This is a genomic window from Bifidobacterium bifidum ATCC 29521 = JCM 1255 = DSM 20456, assembly GCF_001025135.1.
Lineage (GTDB): Bacteria > Actinomycetota > Actinomycetes > Actinomycetales > Bifidobacteriaceae > Bifidobacterium > Bifidobacterium bifidum.
The window spans coordinates 836,829-858,639 of the sequence record NZ_AP012323.1 but is presented as its reverse complement, the minus strand read 5'-3'; the positions used below and the strand labels follow the sequence as shown (position 1 = coordinate 858,639).

At 64.9% G+C, this 21,811-nt stretch carries 11 protein-coding genes, 1 pseudogene and 1 riboswitch; of the genes and pseudogenes, 5 read left to right on the top strand and 7 right to left on the bottom strand.

Annotated features, from left to right (window positions below; all coding sequences use genetic code 11):
- Positions 1–118: 118 nt before the first annotated feature.
- Together ligA and BBBF_RS03380 are read right to left on the bottom strand one after the other, a co-directional pair.
- On the bottom strand, positions 119–2,821 hold the full coding sequence (gene ligA, locus BBBF_RS03385; RefSeq protein ID WP_021647980.1) for an NAD-dependent DNA ligase LigA: 2,703 nt from the start codon (positions 2,819–2,821) through the stop codon (positions 119–121).
- Between the two features lie 86 nt (positions 2,822–2,907).
- On the bottom strand, positions 2,908–6,387 hold the full coding sequence (locus BBBF_RS03380; protein ID WP_033509445.1) for a tetratricopeptide repeat protein: 3,480 nt from the start codon (positions 6,385–6,387) through the stop codon (positions 2,908–2,910).
- An 80-nt stretch (positions 6,388–6,467) separates the two neighbouring features.
- Here BBBF_RS03380 and BBBF_RS03375 point away from each other — a divergent pair, with 80 nt between their 5' ends.
- From BBBF_RS03375 to BBBF_RS03365, 3 genes and pseudogenes are all read left to right on the top strand, one after another.
- A complete protein-coding gene (locus tag BBBF_RS03375; protein WP_033509446.1) occupies positions 6,468–8,660 on the top strand; it encodes a hypothetical protein in 2,193 nt (730 codons plus the stop codon).
- A 130-nt stretch (positions 8,661–8,790) separates the two neighbouring features.
- A pseudogene (locus BBBF_RS03370) lies at positions 8,791–9,330 on the top strand (aryl-sulfate sulfotransferase); the annotation flags it as partial.
- Between the two features lie 144 nt (positions 9,331–9,474).
- Positions 9,475–10,263: an ATP-binding cassette domain-containing protein gene (locus BBBF_RS03365; RefSeq protein WP_003816351.1), complete on the top strand. Its 789-nt coding sequence runs from the start codon at positions 9,475–9,477 to the stop codon at positions 10,261–10,263.
- A gap of 124 nt (positions 10,264–10,387) precedes the next feature.
- Here the strand turns inward: BBBF_RS03365 and BBBF_RS03360 are convergent, their stop codons facing one another.
- Entirely contained in the window at positions 10,388–11,578 is a 1,191-nt protein-coding gene (locus BBBF_RS03360) for a pyridoxal phosphate-dependent aminotransferase (protein ID WP_033509447.1), read from the bottom strand.
- A 93-nt stretch (positions 11,579–11,671) separates the two neighbouring features.
- Complete coding sequence (ppgK, locus tag BBBF_RS03355; RefSeq protein WP_014760081.1) at positions 11,672–12,433, bottom strand: polyphosphate--glucose phosphotransferase; 762 nt, start codon at positions 12,431–12,433, stop codon at positions 11,672–11,674.
- Between the two features lie 216 nt (positions 12,434–12,649).
- Positions 12,650–12,802, top strand: a riboswitch (FMN riboswitch).
- 5 nt (positions 12,803–12,807) lie between these two features.
- On the opposite strand from ppgK, the gene BBBF_RS03350 reads away from it, so the two are divergent.
- Both BBBF_RS03350 and BBBF_RS03345 read left to right on the top strand, forming a co-directional pair.
- Positions 12,808–13,428 carry an ECF transporter S component gene (locus tag BBBF_RS03350; RefSeq protein ID WP_003812575.1) on the top strand — a complete coding sequence of 207 codons (621 nt, stop codon included), beginning with the start codon at positions 12,808–12,810 and terminating at the stop codon, positions 13,426–13,428.
- Positions 13,429–13,605: 177 nt separating this feature from the next.
- Positions 13,606–16,071: an energy-coupling factor transporter ATPase gene (locus BBBF_RS03345; protein ID WP_033509511.1), complete on the top strand. Its 2,466-nt coding sequence runs from the start codon at positions 13,606–13,608 to the stop codon at positions 16,069–16,071.
- A gap of 24 nt (positions 16,072–16,095) precedes the next feature.
- On the opposite strand, the gene BBBF_RS03340 is transcribed toward BBBF_RS03345, so the two are convergent.
- From BBBF_RS03340 to BBBF_RS03330, 3 genes are all read right to left on the bottom strand, one after another.
- Positions 16,096–17,562: an MDR family MFS transporter gene (locus BBBF_RS03340; protein WP_017143319.1), complete on the bottom strand. Its 1,467-nt coding sequence runs from the start codon at positions 17,560–17,562 to the stop codon at positions 16,096–16,098.
- Positions 17,563–17,735: 173 nt separating this feature from the next.
- Positions 17,736–19,142 (bottom strand): replication-associated recombination protein A, encoded by a 1,407-nt coding sequence (locus BBBF_RS03335; RefSeq protein ID WP_021647972.1) that lies wholly within the window; start codon positions 19,140–19,142, stop codon positions 17,736–17,738.
- Positions 19,143–19,240: 98 nt separating this feature from the next.
- Positions 19,241–21,802: a DEAD/DEAH box helicase gene (locus BBBF_RS03330; RefSeq protein WP_021647971.1), complete on the bottom strand. Its 2,562-nt coding sequence runs from the start codon at positions 21,800–21,802 to the stop codon at positions 19,241–19,243.
- Positions 21,803–21,811: the final 9 nt, after the last annotated feature.

Genomic DNA, 21,811 nt, shown 5'->3' with positions numbered 1-21,811 from the left:
TACTTGCTCCCGCCGGCGGAAGCTGACTCGCGAAGCGAGACTGAGGGGTGGGTTTATAGGCATGGACCACCCCAGTCGCTCCGCGACAGCCCTCCGTCAGCGGAGAGGGGGCGGCAGTCTATTGCACGGCGCCGGTTTCCAAGAGGGTGCGGAATTGGGCTTCGTCAAGCATGGGGATGCCAAGTTCTTCGGCCTTGGCGGCCTTGGAGCCGGCGTTTTCGCCGACGACGACCCAATCGGTTTTCTTGCTGACCGAGCCGGCAGCCTTGCCGCCGCGCTCGATGATGGCCTCCTTGGCGGAATCACGCGAGAATCCCTCCAGAGAACCAGTCACGACGACGGTCTTTCCGGCAAGCGTCTGCGGCAGCGTGCTGGTCTCGGCGGCGGCGACCCCGACGCCGGCCGCCTGCCAGGCGCGCAGCGTCTCGCCCCGCCAATCCCTCGGCTCACGGGCGGCGGCGAACCAATTGACCACCGATTCGGCGATTTCCGGGCCGATGCCGTCAATGGCCGACAGCTCGTCCACGCCCGCCTGCTCGATGGCCTCCAGCGAGCCGAAGGCGGAGGCGATCAGACGGGCCGTGGGCGGGCCGAGACGACGTATCGACAAGGCGACCAGCACCCGCCACAGGTCGGCGTGCCGGGCCTTGTCCATCTCGTCGAACATCTTGCGCGTGTTCTCGCCGGGGCGGACGTACACGGGGACGTCGACCGTGCCGTTGCGCGTGGTCTTCCGATCGACGCGCACGACCACCGCATCGGCCGGCACGTCATATCCCGGATACGGCTCAGCCGCAGCGTCGGCCGGCGCGCCGGCCGCAGCCTGCCGTCGCGCGGAAAGCTTCTTCGCCGGCGTGGGCGCGGTCCAGAACGCCGGGACCTGATGCCATAGGCCCGAGCCACCGATGCGTTTGCGAGTGCGCTTGGTCTTGCCGTCAGCCGTGACCGTCTCATGGATCTCGATGATCGCGGCCTCACGCCACACGCGCACATCCCTGAGCGCCGCGGCGTCCAGTGTGAACAACCCCGCTTCGCTCGACAGCACTGGCTTCTGCCGTTCCGGCAGCCGCAGTCCCTCCACGGGCTCGTACGGCTCCGGCTCCTCGCCGGGCTTGACGAGAATCTCGGTGATGTTCGGAGCGAACGTATCCGGCGAATCCGGCCGGTTCTCCTCTGGGTTGGTCAGCGCGATGGCCGACTGGTCGCCCAGATGCTCGATGTCGAACGCCTTGCGCGAAGCCAGGTTGATGATGCGCTCGGTCAGCTGGGCGGGGCAGGATTCCACGTTCGGGCAGCGAATGTCCTTGTCTCCCTCCTTGGCCGGTGCGAGCTTCGATCCGCAGGACGGGCAACGATCCGGCATGACGAATTCGCGCAGGTCGTCTTCACGCCCCCTGCGGCGTTCCACGACCGGCCCGACCAGCTCGGGAATCACGTCGCCGGCCTTGCGCACCACCACCGTGTCGCCGATCAGCACCCCCTTGCGCTTGACCTCGAACGGATTGTGCAATGTCGTGCGAGACACCGTGGACCCCGCTACATACACGGGCTTGAGCACGGCGACGGGCGTGACGCGCCCGGTACGCCCGACCTGCACGGTGATGTCCAGCAGTTCGGTGTTGACCTCCTCGGGCGGGTACTTGTAGGCGATGGCCCAACGCGGCGCCCGCGAGGTCGCGCCCAGCGACCTCTGCAGGCCGAGATCGTCGACCTTGACGACGATGCCGTCGAGCGCGTGCTCGATGTCGCCGCGGTGCTCGCCGTAATAGTCGATCATGTCGAGGATCTGCGCGAACGACGTGACCTCACGGTTGTGCGGCGACACCGGCACTCCCCACTTGGAGTACAGCGTGTACGCCTCGGACTGGTCGGCGACGACGTCATGCGGGCCGGCGGGCCGCCCCGAGCCCCAGCGCAGCGTACCGATGCCATGCGCGTAAAAGCTCAGCCGCCTTGTGGCGGTGATGCGCGGATCCTTCTGCCTGAGCGATCCGGCCGCCGCATTGCGCGGGTTGGCGAACGGAGGGCGCCCGGCATCCTCCTGTTCACCGTTGAGCGCCTTGAAATCGTCCCAACGCATGAACACCTCGCCGCGGATCTCCACGAACTCGGGGATATCCGCGGCCGGCCCGCCGAGATTGGCGGGAATGGAGCCGATCGTGCGCACATTGAGCGTGATGTCCTCACCGGTGACGCCGTCGCCACGCGTCAGCCCCTGTTCCAGCACGCCGTTGCGGTATATCAGATTCAATGCCAGGCCGTCTATCTTCACCTCGCAGGTCATCGGCAACGGCTTGCCCTCAGGCCAGTCCAAATCGCGCAGCACCGAATCGTACCAATCGCGCAGCTCCTCGATCGAGAACACGTCGTCAAGGCTCATCATACGCGACGGATGCCGCACCGAAGCGAAATCATTGGAGAACGTGCCGCCGACCCGGTGCGTGGGAGATTGCGGTGAATCCAACGACGGGAACTCCGCCTCCAGCCGTTGCAGGCAACGCAAGCGTGCATCGTAGGCCGCGTCGGACGAGACCGGCGCGTCATCGATGTAATAGGCGATCTGGTCGGCCTCGACCCACGCCGCGACGCGTGCCCACAGGCGGGCTGCAACCTCGTTCGACAGCGAGGACACATCCAGCCGATCCAGCCGGGCCGCATCAGCGTCCGTGGACTGCAGCGCGGCGACCCACTGGGATGAGCCGGGCGCGAACCGGGCGGCGCCTTCGTTCTCGACCGGCGCCGGAGCCTCCCCGGCGTCCGGATCGTCGAAATCCCAAGCCAACTGGTCGCCGGATGATTGCGAAACCGCTGCGCGAGCCATCACTTCCCCTTCGTATGTGCGAATTCATCTGGATTCGATTGTAATCGAAAACATGAACCCGCCTCGGCGACGCCCGCGCCACGGCATCAGGAGTTGAGCGATCTCAGGAACTGGGACTGCACCATGTCGACACCGCCGTTGTCGCCGTCGTTCATACGGGCGGCCGCCATCGACAGCGTCCGTGCGGGAACGAACATGCCCTCGTCCACGCACACGCGGGCGGCGTCGCGCACGATCGCGGCGACCTGGGTGTGGGGCCACACCGGCAGATCGTGCATGCGCAGCACGCCGGCTGCCGACTCCACGTCGGTAGGCACCGCTATGCATTGGGATTCGGCGCGTGCGAGCAGTTCCCTCAGCTCGCCGTCAAGCGCCCCGATCTGCCCCGGTGCGATGTGCTCGCTCATGATGTAGGCCGCGGCGGCGATATCGAAACGGTCGCGCATCCATTCCGCGTATGCCAGCCGGTAGTAGGCGAATGCGGCGTCATCACGGTCGAGCGCCACGCGCAGCGCGTTCAGGCATGCCGCGCGCGCGGAATCCCAATCCTCGTTGCGGGCGAGCTGCACTGCGAGCTTCATGTGCGAGAACGGGTAAGCGGGAGCATACGCCACCATCGCGTTAAGGTGCGGCAGCGCGGCCTTCGCGCCCTTGAGCTGAGACAGCAGGTCCGCCAGCTCGGTGTGCGCGTAGAACAGGTTGTCGGGGATCAGCACCGTGCGTTCGCCGTCCGTGGCGAACAGGCGGTTGTAGACGACGCGCTCGGCATACGAGTTGAAATACCGTGGCACGCCCGGATTGTCGGCATAAGCCGATTCCACACGTTCGATGGCCGCTTCGGCGACGGTCACGGCCTGATCGTCCTGACCGGAGAACAGCAGGTCGCGGGCCCGCGTGCGTTCCCGGTCGAGTTCGTCCGCCAGCTGGAAGGTGAAGTCCGGTGTGTCGGTACCGTCGATGAGCGCACTGGTGACGCGTGACGACAATTCGGACAGCTCCGGATCGGCGACGCGGTCGATGACATGCATCGCATGCTGCGCCTTGGAGACCGACGCCAGAGTCCCGTCGGCGGCGAGCCGGTGGAATTCGTCGACGCAGCGCTGCAGCAGGTCCGCCCGCTGGATGGACAGGCCCTCGGCGTTGTCCGTGCCGAGGATGCCGGCGACAGTCGCCGGGAAGACCTTGTCCGACAGTTCCGGCTCCTCCTGGGAGCCCGTCGGGGAGAACCTCGCGTCACGCAGGTCGAATTCGGCGCTGATGGGGGCGAGTCCGCCCCGCTCGTCGATGTCCATCACCGCGCCGAACAGGCGATAGGTGTCGGCGGGGTGCCGCAACGCGTCTTCGCGCAGCCGCTGCAGCAACTCCTGCCTGGTGAACGTTACGGTGACGAGGTTTCGCACGGTGGGGCTGCGGCGCAGCGCATCCATGGGGTCGGTGTCGCCTTCTTCGTTGCCTTCGCCGCCGGGGGCCGCTCCGGCGTCATCCGCCTGACCCGTATCGCCGGAGTCGGAGTCCTGGACTTCCTGCGGGGAGTCCCGTACGAAGTCTTCGAAATTGATGTCCTTCATCATGTCGGCGAAGCTCTCCAACGACTGCAGATCATCATCCTCGACGGTCGCAGAAACGGACTCACCGGCGGAATCCGTCTTCGCGTCCTGGGCGCCTCTGGCATCCGCCTGCGGGGTGCGGGCATCAGGCGCCGGCTCCGCGGAAGGCGTATGCGAAGGATCGCCGTGATGGTCACCGTCCTTCGGATCGGCCTTGGACGCGCCGGCATCGCCCGTGTGCAAGCGCTCGAACGATCGCAGCGCTGCGCTCATCAGATCGGAGATCGCGCTGTCCTGCTCGGCGACCGCCTCTTCCAGACCGATGGAATCGATGCGCACGCACACCTGATCGACCCGTTCGCTCGCGCCGAAGCACAGTGCCGCGATGATGAGCCCGACGCGGAGATTGTACGCGGCGCTCATGGCGGCCCGTTCCCCCTGCGAGAACGAGACCCAATCGTGGGTGCACTCGTCATAGCGGCTTTCCGGCATCATGGAGGGGCCCGCCGTGGTGAACGCCACCGCGGTCGTCCCCTGTTCGAGATTGCTGCGGAATTCCATGTCGAAGCGATACGGGAGCCTCAGCTGGCGCAGCAGCCGGGACACCGCCTGACGGTACCCCCATTCTGACGCCCCTGGGTCGGAACCGACCCGCCCGCCCGCGGGATTCGGATTGTCTTGAAGCATCCGGTCAGCGGTCTCGCCCGCGTACCGCCACACGTGTCGTATCGCCGCCACGCCGTCGTCGTGCGGGAAATCGATTTCGGATATCGCGGGGTTCCCTTCCCAAGGCAGCGCCATCAGCGCCGGATCGTCCAGCAGCGCAAGATCGATCTGCGCGGCCTGCGCGCGCGTGACCGTGTCCTCGGTCACGCCGCCGTTGCGGGCGGATCGTTCGATCCACGCGCTCACTGCGGCGAAACGGTTGAGATTACCCTCGATTCTCAGCGAGCGCAGCGCGGCGCGGAACTCCAGTCCGGAGTCCCACGCGAAGAAATACCCGCCGGAGTAACTGGACGTATACAGGTGCAGCGGTTCGGCCCCGTGCACCGCCTCCAGGCCGGACGCATGGTCGAGGGCGCCGGCCTCTTGCATCAGGTCGGCGAAATGATCCTCCAGACCGGACGCTCGCATGCCGTGCGCGCGAGCCTCCATCGTGTCGCGTATGCTGCGGCGTATGGCACCCATCGGCGCCTCACGGTTGAGGCGACGGAAGATGTTGCCCGATCCGAACCCGATGAGCAGCCCCCGCATTTCGGGCAGCATGTATGCGGCGAGGAAGGCGATGGAGATGGCGTCACGGTAATCCAGACGCTGCCGCAGCGAGGCGGGCAGCGGGGAGCGCATCTGCTCCAGGGTGTACCGGTTTCCCGTCTTCAGCCACGAGGCAAGCCATGTCATGCGCCCTGTGGCGTCCCGTCCCACGATGCCGCCCTGAAACGCGCGGACCGTGCCCGCCGGCTCGCCGGTCGAGGCCCCCGTCACCGCAGACGGCGGCCGCGCCTTCGCGCCGAATCTCGCGCCGTCGACGGCGTCCAGCTCCTCCTCCTTGACGAGCATGAACCGCGGCTTCATATCATGCGTATCGGCATGCGGGTCGGAGGTCACGAACACGCGCCCGTTCCCGTCGGCGAGCGCGATCTGCGAGAAACGGTCATGCCCGATGAACAGCCCTATCGAGATGGTGGCACCCTCCCCCGAGGTCAGCTGCGCCCATCCCAGCGCCACACCGCGCGGGACACCGGGCAGGTCGGGAAACACGCGACGCTTGATAAGCGGCGTCAATCTCACCGAATGCTTCGAGAGCGCGGCCATCATCGCATCCGTGTCGTTGCCGGACCCGGCTGCGGCCTGCACCGCCGCCTCGAACGGTCCCTGCCCGTCCTCGTCCATACGAACGCCACGCCCGCCCAGTACGGACGCGGCGGCGTCCCCCACCTGTCGCAACGCGCCGGACAGGCCTGAGATCAGCCCTCCAAGAGAGCCTTCTGACGGGAAGTGTGAAGCGTTTCGGAACATGGCACACATTCTTTCAATCCAACCCGACATGAAGCCGATAGAATAATGGGGTGCGTTCTTCCGTCATTTCCCGAGACCACATGCGACGGTCACTGCCAGCCATGCTTGTGGCGCTGCTGGCGATCCTGGTGATCGAATGCGTGGCGTTCAACATGCCGTTCTGGACCACGCTCGGTGCCAGCACCGATTCCGCCGCGGCGACGAACGTCATGGGAGACGGTCTCAAACGCGGCGAGGACGGCATCCTCACCGTCACCGACCCGACGTCGGCGTACATGGAAGTGAGTGCGGACGGCACGTCGTCATACGTGCGCATCGAGACGGCGAACACGCCCGAAGGAGGCGACGTCAAAGCGGCGAACAACGTGTTCGTGCGCGCCGACACCGATTCGCGCGCCGGCGAGATCACCTCCGTCTCCACGTCGGCGCCGCGCTCGCTGTACCTTAAGGTGAAGCCGGGCAGCTCGGTTCGCCTGTGGATCGAGGAGCCCGTGGGCTCTCGTATCCCGTTCTCCGCGGTCAGAGCTAACGTTCGGGTTCCCTTCGAGTTCAGTTGGCTGCGCGTGTCGATCATGGCCGCGGTGGCGCTACTGGTCGCGCTGTGGCGACCCGGCTCCGCGTTGTGGCGCATACGGCTCAATCCTGCGAGCGTACGGCAGCGGTGGGCGCTCGTGGCATTCCTCGCCCCGCTGGCCATCTATACCATGGTGCGCATCGTCGGCGAATTCCTCGTCTCCGGGCCGCTGGTGTTCCCCAACCCGCATGGCTACACCTACGACTTCGACCAGTACGACCATGTCGCGCAGTCGCTGCTGAACGGCCGCGTGTGGCTGGATCTGCCGGTCTCCCCCGAGCTGGCGCAGGCTGCGAACCCGCATGACATCCTGGTGCGCGGTCAGCTGTTCGAATCCGGCAAGACGCAGATATTCTGGGATTATGCCTTCTATGGCGGCCACTGGTATTCGTATTTCGGCGTGGTGCCCGTGGTGCTGTTCTTCCTGCCGTTCCGTGCGATAACGTCCCTATGGACGCCCGGCGGCATGATGCTGCCCACGTCCGTGTGCATACTGCTGATGATGTTCCTGTTCGCCGTCTTCGCATGCCTGCTGGTGATACGGCTGACGCACCGTCTGTGCCCGAACGCATCGGTGGCGGCCACGTCCATCGTCATCGTGATGTTCCTGCTCGGCTCGAACGCCAGTTATCTGCATTTCCGCCTGAATTTCTACTCCGTGCCCTTCGCCGCATCCCTGATGTTCACGACGCTCGGCCTGTGGCTGTGGCTCAAAGCGACACCCGAACGGCATCCCGGGCGCGGGGAGCACGTCCATGTGGGCAGCTGGTCGGTCGCGGGCGCCCAACCACTATCGCTGCGCTATCTCGCCGCCGGCGCGGCATGCATCGCGGCGAATTTCGGATGCCGGCCCACGTTCGCGCTGTCCGCGCTGCTGTGCTTCCCGATCTTCTGGCCGCAGATCACCTCGCTGCTGCAGGGGTTGAAAAGCCGCTCCCTGCCCCCGCGAAGGGCCCTGCGAGCGCCGGCCGCCGTCATCATCCCCGCCCTGATCGTGGTGCTGCCGCTGATGGCCTACAACGTCGCCCGGTTCGGGTCGCCGCTGGATTTCGGCAATGACTACCAGATGACCGTCACCGACATGACCAGGTTCGTGCAGCCGACGGCCAATTTCCTGCCGTCGGTGGGCGCCTACCTGTTCCTGCCGTTGCGGTTCACGTCGGAGTTCCCCTTCATTGGCATGACGCCCATAGCGTTCCGCGAATGGGGCTATTACGAGCTGATGGCCGGCGGCCTGTTCGCGACATGCCCGCTGCTGCTGCTCGCGCTGGCGGCCCCGTTCCTGCGACGCAGGATGCACAGGTCGGGTTACTGGGGGCTCGCCACGTGCTCCCTGGCCCTGGCGGTGCTGCTGGCGGTGTTCGACAGCCACACCGCGGGCCTGGGATGGCGCTACATCTGCGATTTCGGGTGGATGATGGCGATCGCCGCGCTGGCGCCGATGCTGTATCTCATGCATCCCGGTGGCGACGCGATCGCGGCTGGTGCGCCCGATCCGTCGGAACGCAACGAGCCTCGGCGAGACGTCACGAAGCGTCACCCGATGGTGCTCGCATGCGTCCGCGGACTGGTTGTGGCGGTGCTGATGGCATCCATCATCCTGGCTGTGCTGGCCTGCTTCATCCCGGGCCGCGACGACTCGCTGATCAACAACAATCCGGTCCTCTACGACACGGTCGTCGCCTGGTTCAGGCTGTAGACGCCCGCGGGCGTGTCGCGGACGGCACCGGACCGCGACACGTATAAGCCGCCCGCCATAATCGACATTCATGCGATTCAGGAAATCGCCAGACAACACATAGCGTTTCCTCTGCGTATTATTACCGTGCTACCGCTCGCAACGGCTGCTGTTCGACGACAACGGGCTCATGTGGTTCTCCGCGTCGACCAAGCATTTCGTCGGCATGAACCGGTTCGGAAAGCTGGAGAAGATCATCGACCTGGGTGACCGGTTCATCCTCCACCACGACTACGCGCTCGACGATGACGGCAACATCGTCTCCCTCGCCACCGACCTGACACGATCCGACCATGCCGTGCAGGACCAGGCCATCAAGGTCAACACGAGCACTGGCAAGGTGACGAAGCTCGTCGACTTCGGCGAGATGTTCCCCGATTACAAGGCTTCCACCGGCCACTCCGGCATCGATGAATCCGATCCGACCGCATCCGGGCGCTGGGACTGGATCCACTTCAACACCATCCAGCTGCTGCCCGACGGCCAGTACTACATCTACATGTTCGACAACGACTTCGGCTACGCGATGACCCGGCCCGACTACGACTGGACCACCATCGCCGACATCAGCACGGCCAAGTCCTCCAAGGACAAGGACTCCCGCTCGCAGTACCGCGTGTACCAGTACGATTTCAAGGGCTTCTATTTCGCCTGACGCGAAGACGATCGCCCGCAGGCCATGACGAGAAGGCCCGACGACCGCGTACCGGCGGCCGCCGGGCCTTCTCGCGATGCGGGCCGATGCGAATGCGCCGATGCCGCTACTATAGGAGTCATGGGACTTTTTGACTCGCTCTTCGGCAAGGACGAAGCCTTGCCATCGCAGGTGACCTTCACGCTGGACCAAGCCGGACACACCTATGAGGACGGTTCCGTCGGGCTTCTTCCCACATCGCTGACGATCACGCCCGATGACAGGCGCGTGGCGGTCATCGGGCTGAACGGCGCCGGCAAGACCACGCTGCTCAAGCTGCTCGACGGAGCATTGGCCGCCACGAGCGGATCCGTCTCCATCACCGCTGGCGAGACCGCGCTCAGCCCCGCCGTCAAGCGTGATCTCAAACGCATCGAGGACATCGTCGGGCGTGTCCGCCGCGAGGAGATCCCCGACAGTTACTACCGTGCGGCGACCATCCGCGAGGCGATCGACCAGCCGTTGAAAAAGCACAAGGTGCCCGAATCAGAGCGGCTGGCCATCGTCGGCAACCTGTTCGCGCATTTCGGGCTCAGCACCGTGGCTCGGCAGTCGGCCAGCTCGCTCAACAGCGAGCAGCGGCACCTGCTCGCCATCGCCAGCGCGTTGAGCTTCTCCCCCGCGGCGATCGTGGCGGACGAGCCCACCAAGGGCCTGGACGAGATCGGCTCGGCCCACGTGGCGAAGGCGCTGTTCGGCTACAACAAGCAGGTCATTTTCGCCACGCATGACGTGGACATGATCACACGGCCGCAGTACGCGATCGACCGGGCGCTGGTGGTCGACGACCACGCGGTGGTATTCGACGGGGAACCTGCCGCCGCGGCCGCGTTCTATGAGGACCTGATTCGGTCCAAAGTGGCACGATAGCGGAAAGCACGCTCTCAAAACTCGCAGATACGTTTTCCGCTTTTACGCGAAAACGGCGGAAAATGGCCAAAACGCAGAAAACGTGGAATCTGTATCTGCGAGTTTTGAGAGCGTCCTTCGACAATCACCCCAGCAATTCGGCCACCGAGTCCAGCACGACGCGCACGTTATGCGCGAATTCGTCCGGTTCGGGCAGCAGCGATATGGCCAGATAGCCGTTCGAGGCCATGTCGAAGAAATAGCCGGGCTGGCCGGAGACGCCATGCGCGTCAATCATGTGCAGCACCAGCTCGTTCTCATCGATGACGCCCGGCACGCGCAGCAGCACGTTCCAGCCGCCCTCGGCCCGCAGCACGGAGACGACGCCGAGCGGGTCGGACTCCAGCATGCGGTGCAGTGCCCTGAGATTGCCCTGCACCCGGCCGCGCACGAGGTCGGTCTGGACCTTCGCCGCCTCCAACAGGTCCGGGATGCGGGAGGCGATGATGTCGCTCATCGGCAGGTAGTCGTCGGCGATGACATCCAGCCGACGCATGGCCTCGCGAACGTCCGTCTCAGGGCCCGACACCTGAATCCAGCCGACCTTGGCATGGGGCGCGGCGAGCATCTTCGAGAACCCATCCAACGCGAACGTCAGCGCCCCCGCCTCGCCGGCGAGCCGTGCATTGCCGGGGAACGGCTCCAGTGCGTAATCGTAGAACACCTCGTCGGCGATGATGGCGACACCGCGCTCGCGGCACAGGCCGACGAGCTGCTCGCGCTCCCCCGCCTTGACGTAGGACCCGGTCGGATTGTTGGGGTTGATGAGCACCAAAGCGCGTATACGCGCCCCCTGCGGCCCGTCCAGCAGCGCGCGCAACTCGGCGACGTCGATGTACCATGACCCGTCGAAACGCAGCTGGTATTCGATAGTGTCGACGCATTCCAGGCGGGCGATGGATTCGATCAGCGGATACCCCGGCTTGGGGGCGAGCACCGCATCGCCCGCGTCACACAGCAGCTTCATGAGCCACGAGTACGCCTGTGACGTGGAACTCAGCAGATAGAGGCGATTCGGATCCGCCGCCGGCGCGGTGCCGGCACCTTCGGCGCCCCGGTGAAGCTCGGTCAGGAAGGAGGCCAGCGCCTCCCGTGCGGGTCGCGGGCCTCTCGGGTCGGCGGTGTACGTGCCCGGCACCAGTGCCGGTGCAAGTCCGTGACGTGTGGGATTGGAATCGTTGAGCTTGCCCAGGGGCATGCCTTCGCGCCGGCAATGTGTCTCGGCTGCGGCTATGGGATTGGGCTCGCTCAGATCTACTCGGGAAGAAAAACGCACGCCACTACCCTACCGCGACCATGCGTCCTGCATTGCCGGGACGATGGTCGGCCAAGGTGTGGCGTGCGAATGTATGTGCCTGTGCCCTCTGCGCTACTTGGTGCTGGCGTAGTAGGCGGCACCGATGATGCCGGCCTCGTTGCGCAGCTTCGCGGGGACGATCGGCGTATCGATGTCGATAAACGGCACGAAGTTGTCGCTCTTGCGGCTCACGCCACCACCGATGACGATCAGCGAGGGGCTGAAGTACTTTTCGATCAGGCTGTAGTACTTGGTCAGACGCTTGGCCCACTTCTTGTAGCTGAGCTCCTTGCGCTCGCGCACCGCGGAGGATGCGTAGCGCTCGGCGTCGCCCTTGCCGCCCTCCAGCTCGATGTGGCCGAGCTCGGTGTTCGGGATGAGCACGCCGTCATAGATCAGCGCCGTGCCGATGCCGGTACCGAGCGTGGTCACGACGACCAGACCCTCCTGACCCTTGGCCGCGCCGAACTGCTGTTCCGCCAAGCCGGCGGCATCGGCGTCATTGACGACCGTGACCGGACGGCCGCACTCCTCGGACAGCGCCTCGGTGATGTCGACGCCTACCCACGACTGGTCGAGGTTGGCGATCCAATTCAGCTTCTGGCCGGGCTTGACCGGAGCGGGGAAAGAGATGCCGACCGGAGCCGTCTCCGGAATCTCGAAATGTTCGAGCTGCTTGCGCAGCACCGATCCGATCGCCTGCGGGGTGGACTCGGACGGGGTGAGGATCTTCAGCCTGGGCTCGGCGAACTCCCCCTTGTTCAGGTCGACCGGAGCGGCCTTGATACCGGATCCGCCGATATCCACGCCAAACGCTTGAGCGGTATCAATCATCATGACCTCCTGTTGGATGGTGTGCGACACGCACGTCATAGTGGCTGTACGCGAAATTGTATAACGAAATCGTGTCGAAATGGGCAATTGCGCCGGTATGCAGCGCGAAAACCGGCACAACGTAGTGGATGGGGCCACCTACGCGCATGGATGCCTCATGTTCGCTATGTGGGCAACGTTACGTCAATCATCCACACCCCGGCGTATACATGGTCAAGCAAGTTTCAGGGAAGGTGCAATTCCTTACTGGCGGTGACCTGCGGAGCCGGGATTCATAACGGCGGCCGCGGCAGCCCGCGACCCGCGCAAGCGGCTGATCCGGTGGGAATCCGGAGCCAACGGTCAAAGTCCGGATGGAAGAAACGGAGCTCACCATGAGTGTATCTTCGCAACCCAATTCAGCCGATTCGTCGAACGCGGCCAAGCCGACGCGCCCGGATTTGGCGCATTCGACCGGCGTCGCCGATTCCGGCCGCTGGTCGACCCGCCGCATCGCCATGTACGCGCTGTTCGTGGCGCTGGCGATGGCGACCAGCTTCATCTCGTTCCCGATCCTGCCGAACCCGGCGTTCTCGTTCCTCAAATACGACCCGTCCGGCATCGTGTGCCTGATCGCCGGCTTCGCGTACGGCCCGGCCGCAGCCGCGATCGTCAGTGTGCTCGGCTTCGTACCGCACGTGTTCATGGACCCGTGGGGCACGCTGATGGCCGTGCTGGTGGCTTTGACGCTGTCGGTGCCGGCGGCGCTCATCTATCGCCACGTGCACACGCGCAAGGGCGCTGTCATCGGTTTGGTCGTCGGTGCCCTGCTGGCCTTGGTCGCGGCCATCGCCGGCAATCTGGTCATCACGCCGATCTACACCGGCTGGCCGGTCTCCGAGGTGGCGGCCATCATCGTTCCCGCACTGCTGCCGTTCAACCTGATCAAGTTCGTGATTCACGGCGTGGTCACGTTCCTGGTGTACAAGCCGATTTCGAACCTGCTGAATCGCTGACATGATGCGGCGCGAAGTCGCCGCCTAGGGCAGCCCGCCAAAAGGGTCATCGCACGAGGCTTATTTCCGACAGTCCGGGTGATGACCTCTCTGGCGGGCTGCATCCGTCAGCGGTGACAATGGCCTCTATGATATGGATTGACCACGATGTTTTGTGAATGGAATGATATGAACAGCATGGTTCCCGCCGCACGACTTGAGCATGTGCGATTCAGCTATGACAACGGCGTCACATGGGTGCTTGACGGCATCGACCTGACCATCCGCAGCGGGGAGCGGCTGTGTCTGGTGGGCCCCAACGGCTCCGGCAAATCCACTCTGGCGCGTCTGATCGCCGGTCTCGCCGCCCCGGACGGCGGCGATATGACGCTGCTGGGCCATCATGTCTTCGACGGCGAGACCGCTTCAGCGAATCCGAGCGAATACCGCGATGCCCGGCATGGCATCGGCACGGTGTTCCAGAATCCGGAGGATCAGATCGTCACCACCATCGTCGAGGATGATGTGGCATTCGGCCCGGAAAACCTCGGCGTGGCTCGGGACGACATCGGCGGGCGCATCGACGAATCCCTGCAATCGGTGGATATGGCGGGGTTCCGCCACGCGGATCCGACGCGCATGAGCGGCGGCCAGCAGCAGCGTATCGCCATCGCCGGAATGCTGGCGATGAACCCGCGCATGCTGGTGCTCGACGAACCGACCGCGATGCTGGATCCCGACGCGCGGATCGAGGTGATGCGCATCCTCGACATGCTGCAACGGCGTGGCACGACGATCGTGCTGGTCACGCATCATCATGACGAGACCATGCACGCCGACCGCGTACTTCGCATAGACGGCGGGCTGCTCACGCAGGTCGAAGCCGACAGGGACGCGATTGCGGCGAAGCAAGTGATTGCGCGGAGCCACGCTGACGCGACTGACGCTGCGGGCTCCACGGAGTCGGCAGCTGAGGAGCCCGGAGGTTCCACCGCGGCCGCGTCGCCCGCGCAACCAGCGAAATCCGGACAACCCGTAAAACCGGCGTCTACCAAGTCGGACGCATCACCCATTCCACCTACAGGCTCAGCATCCGACGCCATCGCAGTATCCGGCCTGTCATATCGTTATGACGATGGCGACGCCCCGGTTTTCGAGAATCTTTCTCTGCGCGTCGCCGAAGGCGAAATCGTGGCGCTGATGGGTTCCAACGGCGCCGGCAAGACCACGCTCGCACGTCTGCTGTGCGCCTTGGACCGCCCGTCCGCCGGATCGATCACCGTGGCCGGATTGCCGGTCTCGTCGTCGAAACACGGGAAACGGCCTCGCGCACTCACCCGAAAAGAACGCGCGGCCCTGCGGCGCAACGTCGGCTATGTCATGCAGCATCCGGAGCGTCAGCTGTTCGCTGACACCGTCGCCGAGGATGTGGCGTACGGCCCACGCAACCAGCATCTGAGCGAGTTGGAGGTGGCCACCCGCGTAGAGGAGGCGCTGCGGATGCTGCATATCGAGCATCTCGCCGACCGTTCTCCGTTCAACCTGTCGGGCGGGCAGCAGCGGCTCGTCGCCATCGCGGGCGTCATCGCATGCCGCCCTCGTGTGCTCATCATGGACGAGCCGACCGCCAGTCTGGACGAATCGGCGGTCTCCCGCATCCACGCGCTGCTGGGTTCCCTGAAAAGTCAGGGCGTGGCGGTGCTCATCATCACGCATTCCATCGACGAGGCCGAGCACTGCGCGGACCGCATCATCACCATGGGATCGCATAATGGCGACGGCGAAGGCGATGGTTGCGGTACCGGAGACGACGGAGACACCAGCGTCGGCGACGCCACCGAGTCTTCCACGAACGCCGGCAAAGCCGGCATCGAGTCCATTGAAGACGGATCCAGGAACCGTCCGTCATTCGTAGCGTCCCTGGATCCGCGCGCGAAGATGGTAACGTTCCTGACGTTGATGTTCACCGCATTCGTCATCACCAGGCCGGCGCAGCTGGCGATGGGCGCCGTCCTGACCGCATGCGTCGTGGCGGCCGCCCGGCTGCATCCGCTGCGTTTGCTGTCTTCCGTGCGCGTGTTCCTGATCGTATTCGCGGTGATGGGCCTGGTGAACATGTTCTTCGCCCGCTCCGGCGAGACGCTTGCGCATATCGGCCCGCTGCCGATCACCACCGGCGGGCTCATGGTCGCGGTGCTGTATTCGTGCCGTCTCGCGCTGGTGATCATCCTGGGTGCCGTGTTCCTTGCGACGACGACCCCCACCGCGATGACGGATGCGTTCGGCTCCCTGCTGTTGCCGTTCAGAAAGATCGGCTGGCACACGCAGGAAGTGGCTCTGGTGATGAGTCTTGCGCTGCGGTTCCTGCCGACGCTCAGCGACGAGACCAAGGCGATCATCGACGCGCAATCGGCCCGCGGCGGCACGATCGAGACCGGTTCGCCGGCCACTCGTGTCAAAGCGCTGTTCGCCATCATCGTGCCGATCCTTGTGGCGGCGCTGCGTCACGCGGATAATCTCAGTCTGGCGCTTGACGCGCGCTGCTACGAGGAAGGCATCCACCGCACCCATTGGAGAGTGATGCGCGCGCGCCGACGCGATCTAATGGTCGCAGCCGCGTGCGTCGCCTACGTCGTCGCGCTGCTGGCGGTGGGATGGCTCTGACCTGAACCATCCCCGGAGCGGGAGTCAGCGCTCGGCAGCCGTTCTCGACGCACGGATACGGAACGCGCAGGCAAGCGAGCAGATCGCGATCAGGCAGATCACCGTCATCGTCGCGAACATCCACGTGCCGCCCACGGCCGTGGCGTGACGGAACGCGGCACTCCCCTTTTCGGCCGAGCCGGCGCCCGCCTGAGCCACGCCGAGAATCATCGAGAACAGTGCGGTGCCGACGGCACCGCCGAACTGCAATGCGGTATTGAACACGGCATTGCCATCCGGCATGAACGCGTGGTCGATGCCGCTCAGCGCACTGGTCATGATGTTGGAGAATCCCAGCGCATAGCACAGCCCGAAAATGAAGTAGAAGCCGGCGAGCAGCGCAGGCGTCAACCGCATGGAGAATGCCAGCAGCAGGATCGGTCCGAACGTGGCCACCGAAATCGCCGAAAGAATCGGCTTCGTCGGGCCGAATTTGTCGTACAGCATGCCTCCGACGGGCGCGAAGAACGCACCGACCAGAGCGCCCGGCAGCACGAGGACGCCGGCGTGGAACGCGCTGGTGCCAAGCGACATCTGGGCCAGATTGGTGATGACGTATCCGAATCCGATGCCGACGATCGGCAGAATCAGGTACGCGAGTAGATGAAGCTGGACGACACGGTCTCGTAGCCACCCCAGACGAATCAGCGGCGAGAACGAGCGGCTGGATGACCAGCCGAAGAACACCAGGGAGCCCACACCGACGACCAGGCTCACGACGGTGATGATGACGGGACGTGTCGCCGAAGAGCCGTTGACCGCAGCGCTGACCGCGACGCCCATCTGGTTGAGCGCCAAGATCATGCCGCTCAGGGCGAGCACTATCGCCACGAACTGCACTGGGTTGAGCCGCGCGTCCTCGGTGGGGCGTTTCTGCTCGATGCAGTGCAGTCCGAGCGGCAGGGAGACCAACAGCACGATCGGAATGGCGATGACGAAGATGGCACGCCACGGCAAAACACTCGACACTGCGCCGCCGACGGTGGGGCCGATGGCCGGGGCGACCGTGATCACCAGCGAACCTACGCCCATGAGGCGGCCGACCTTGCTGCGGGGCGACTGTTCGAGGATGATGTTCATCATCAGCGGCGTCGCCACGCCCGAGCCGATGCCTTGGATCACGCGGGCGAGCAGGATGACCGGGAAGGTGTGGCCGACGATCATGATCGCCGAACCGGTCACGGCGAGGACCACAGCCGCGATGAACAGGGACTTCAGCCGGAAGCGGCGGTTCAGGAACGACGACAGCGGCATCGTGGCCGCGACCACCAGCAGATACACGGTGGTGATCCATTGCACGGTGGCGGTGTTCACGCCGAATTCGGTCATGAGTTCCGGGAACAGCACGGTCATCACCGTTTCGGTGAGGATGCCGATGAATGCCAGCGAGCCCACGGCGACGATGGCGCCGATCAGACGCTTGGGGATGCGCTCCTGCGAGGTTGAGGTCATGTGATGAAATCCATTCAGACCGACGCCAGTTGTTTCCGGACTGCCCTTACGATACCCACACTGCGTCAGGCCACATTACAGTGTAACGGATTGCCGGACGAGGGCGGAGTGGCGGTTGCGATGAACTACTCCCAGCCTCGCTACCGCTCGGCAACCCCGCCGGGCGGGGCGATTTATCCGTTCTGCTCTTTGGACTCGGTATAGCCGTCCGGCGCGGTTTCACTGTGCAGGATGGAGCGGACTTTGTCCAAGCGCTGGCTGACCTCGTGCTCGTATCCGCGGTCGTTGGGATGATAGTACTCGCGGCCGCGCAGCTCCTCGGGCAGGTATTCCTGCGGCGCGACGGCACCCGGCCAGTCGTGCGCGTACCGATAGCCGTCATGGTTGCCCCAGCTTTTCATCAACGCGGTCGGCGCGTTGCGCAGGTATAGCGGCACCTGGCCGATGAGCCCGGCGTCCACGTCGGCGAGCGCCTGGTTGATGGCGTTGTAGCTGGCGTTCGATTTGGGTGCGGTGGCGACGGCGATGGTCGCCTCGGCGAGGATGATGCGCGCTTCGGGCATGCCGATCATCGCGACGGCCTGTGCGGCGGCGACGGTGACCTGCAGTATCTGCGGCGCGGCCATGCCGACCTCCTCGCTGGCGGCGATCATGATGCGACGGGCGATGAACCGCGGATCCTCGCCCGCTCGCAGCATGCGTGCGAGGTAGTGTATCGCGGCATCCGGGTCGGAGCCGCGCATCGATTTGATGAATGCGGAGATGACGTCGTAATGGTCGTCGCCGTCCTTGTCGTAGCGCACGGTGGCGGCGTCCATGACCTGCGAGACCACATCCGGCGTGATGGTCGGACGCCGCGCGCCTTTTCTGCGGGCCTTGTCTCCGGTGACGGCACCTGCAGCGGCTTCGAGGATCGTCAGCGTCTTGCGGGCGTCACCGCCGGCCATGCGGATGATCTCGTTGACCGCCGCATTGTCGATTTTGACTTCGCCGTTCAATCCGCGCTTGTCTTCCACCGCGCGTGCGATGAGCGTGACGAGATCGGACGGTTCCAACGATTCGAGTTTGACGACGACGGAACGTGACAGCAATGGTTTGATGACGGAGAAGCTCGGATTCTCGGTGGTCGCGCCGATGAAGGTGACGTCACGGTTCTCGACGGCGGGCAGCAGCGCGTCCTGCTGCGATTTGGAGAAACGATGCACCTCGTCGATGAACAGGACGGTCTCCGTGCCGTCGCCGACGAGTCTGCGCCGCGCGCGGGCGAGCACGTCACGCACGTCCTTCACCCCCGATGTCACCGCCGACAGCTCCTCGAACGCGCGCCCCGACTGACGGGCGACGATGGTCGCCAGCGTGGTCTTGCCCACGCCGGGAGGTCCGAACATGATGATGGAGCTCGGCGCGGTCAGCGACCCCTTGGACGAGGGATTCGCCAGACGCCGCAATGGGGAGCCCTTCCCCAGCACATGGGACTGCCCCAACACCTCGTCGACCGTCCGAGGCCGCATGCGCACGGCCAACGGTCGCGTCATATCGTCGGGCACATCCGCCGCCCCGAACAGATCATTCTCAGTCATGCCTACACTCTACAACACGGCATCGAACATAGGTTCGATACCGGACAGACCACCCCCAGTCGCTTCGCGCCAGCCCCCGCTGGCGGGTGCTGGCGGCGTCAGTCGTTGGTGACGGCGTAGTCGAAGAAGACGACTTCGCCGCTGGATTGCGTCGCGTCCAGGTCGATGGTGCCGGTGATGGCCCAGTCGTGGTCGCCGTCGGAGTCGTCGATGATCTGGCGCACATGCCAGCTGTGCTCATCGTTCTCGTGCTTCTCGTCGAGCATGAACAGCTCGGCCGAACGCGCCTTGGCGTCGGTGTTCACGTACTCGTGTTCGTCGTAGAAGTCGTCGAGCGCGTCCTCCCACTCATGCACGCCGTAGCCCCACTCCTTGTCGAGAGCGCCGAGCGCCTCGGGCTTGTCAAGGTCCATGAGCTGCACGCGGTGGAACAGCGCGTTGCGGATCAGCACGGTGAGCCCGCGCCGGTCCTCCACCACCGCGGCCTTCGCGCCCGGCGCGGCCAGACTGGCGGCCGCCTGCGAGGCATCATCGGACGCGCCGGCGTTCTCCCATTCATCCACCAGACTGGAGTCGATCGAACGCACGACCACGCGCAGCCATGAGATCACGTCGCGCAGCTGATCGTCGAGCTTGTCGTCCGGTACGGTGCGGGCGAGCGCCCGGTAGGCGTCGGACAGGTAGCGCAACAGCGTGCCCTCCGAGCGGGCGATGTTGTACCGCGAGATGTATCCGGTGAAGTCGGAGGCGGTCTCGACCATGTCGCGTACCACGGATTTGGGGCTCAGCCAGTAGTCGTTCGCCCACGGCACGTCGTGCCGGTACTGATCGAACGCCGCGTCAAGCATGTCCTCCAGCGGCTTGGGATAGGTGATCTCCTGCAGCCTGTCCATGCGCTCGTCGTATTCGAACCCGTCTTCCTTCATCCGGATCATCGCGGCGTCGCGCGCCTGCCGCTCCTGCGCGCGCAGCACCTGCTTGGGGTCTTCGAGTGTGGCCTCGACCATGGAAATCACGTCAAGCGCGTACATGTCGGATTCAGGGTCGAGCAGTTCCAGCGCGGCGAGCAGGAACGGGCTGAGCGGCTGGTCGAGCGCGAAATCGTCGGGCATGTCCACGTCGAGGAAGTAGTCAAGCCCACCGTCGTCGCGCTCTTCGGTCTCGATCACCTTCGTGTCGAACAGGGTCTGGAATATCTCGTCGGCACGTTCATGCAGATGCTCCTTCTGGTCCGGCGTCTGCGCGGAGTCGTCGATCAGCTCGTCGACGCGCCGGCGCGCGTCACCGCCCTGCGTGACCTCGTTGAGCACCATCGAATGAGTGATCTTCATGTGCGGGACGAGTGTTTCCGGCGCGGCGTCAATCAACTTGTCGAACGTGCTCTGGTTCCACGTGACGAACCCTTCCGGCGCCTTCTTGCGCTTGACTTTCTTGAGTTTCTTCGGATCGTTCCCGGCCTTGACGACGGCCTTGGCGTTTTCGATCTCGTATTCGGGCGCCTCGGCGACGACCAGTCCCTCCGTGTCGAAGCCCATGCGGCCGGCGCGGCCGGCGATCTGATGGAACTCGCGGGCGCGCAGGCGACGCATCTTGGTGCCGTCGAACTTCGTCAGCGCGGTCAGCACGACCGAATGGATCGGCACGTTGATGCCGACTCCCAGCGTATCGGTGCCGCAGATGACCGGCAACAGCCCCTGCTGCGCAAGCTGCTCGACGAGACGACGATATCGCGGCAGCATGCCGGCATGGTGGATGCCGACGCCGGTACGCAACAGCCGTTGCAGTATCTTGCCGAACGCGGTCGTGAACTTCACACCCTTGATGGCCTCGGCGATGGCCTGTCGCTGCTCCTTGCTGGACACGCCGGTCGAGGCGAGCGACTGCGCGGTGTCGAGCGCCGCATCCTGCGAGAAATGCACGACGTAGATCGGCGTCTCGCCCTTGCGGAACGCCAGTTCGACGGTCTTCTCCAGCGGATCGAGCGTGTACTCGTAAGTGAGCGGCACCGGGCGCGGCGCGTCGGCGATCACGTCCACGTCAGTGTCGGTCATGTCCTCCAGCTTGTCGGCGATCGCGTCGACGTTGCCGAGTGTGGCGCTCATCAGCAGGAACTGCGTGTCCGGCAGCGTCAGCAGCGGCACCTGCCACGCCCAGCCGCGCTCCGAGTCGCCGTAATAGTGGAACTCGTCCATGGCCACGCAGCCGACGTCCGCGCGACGCCCCTCGCGCAGCGCCTGGTTGGCGAGGATCTCGGCCGTGCAGCAGATGATCGGCGCATCGGCGTTGATATGCGTGTCTCCGGTGAGCATGCCGACGTTGTCGCGGCCGAACACCTCGACCAGATCGAAGAACTTCTCCGAGACCAGCGCCTTGATCGGCGCGGTGTAATAGGAGCGCCGCCCGGTGCACAGCGCGGCGAAGTGCATGCCAAGCGCCACCAGCGACTTGCCGGAGCCGGTCGGCGTGTTGAGGATCACATGGTCGCCTGCCAGCAGGTCCATGATGGCCTCTTCCTGATGAGGCCACGGCTCGACACCCTTGACGTCGGCCACCCAGCCGAAGAACCGCTCGTAGATCTCGTCCGTGTCGATGTTGCGCTCGCCCTCGTCCCACGCGGGCGCCAGCGCCCCCAGCGAACCATAATGTTCTGTATCTGCCATAGTGGTTCC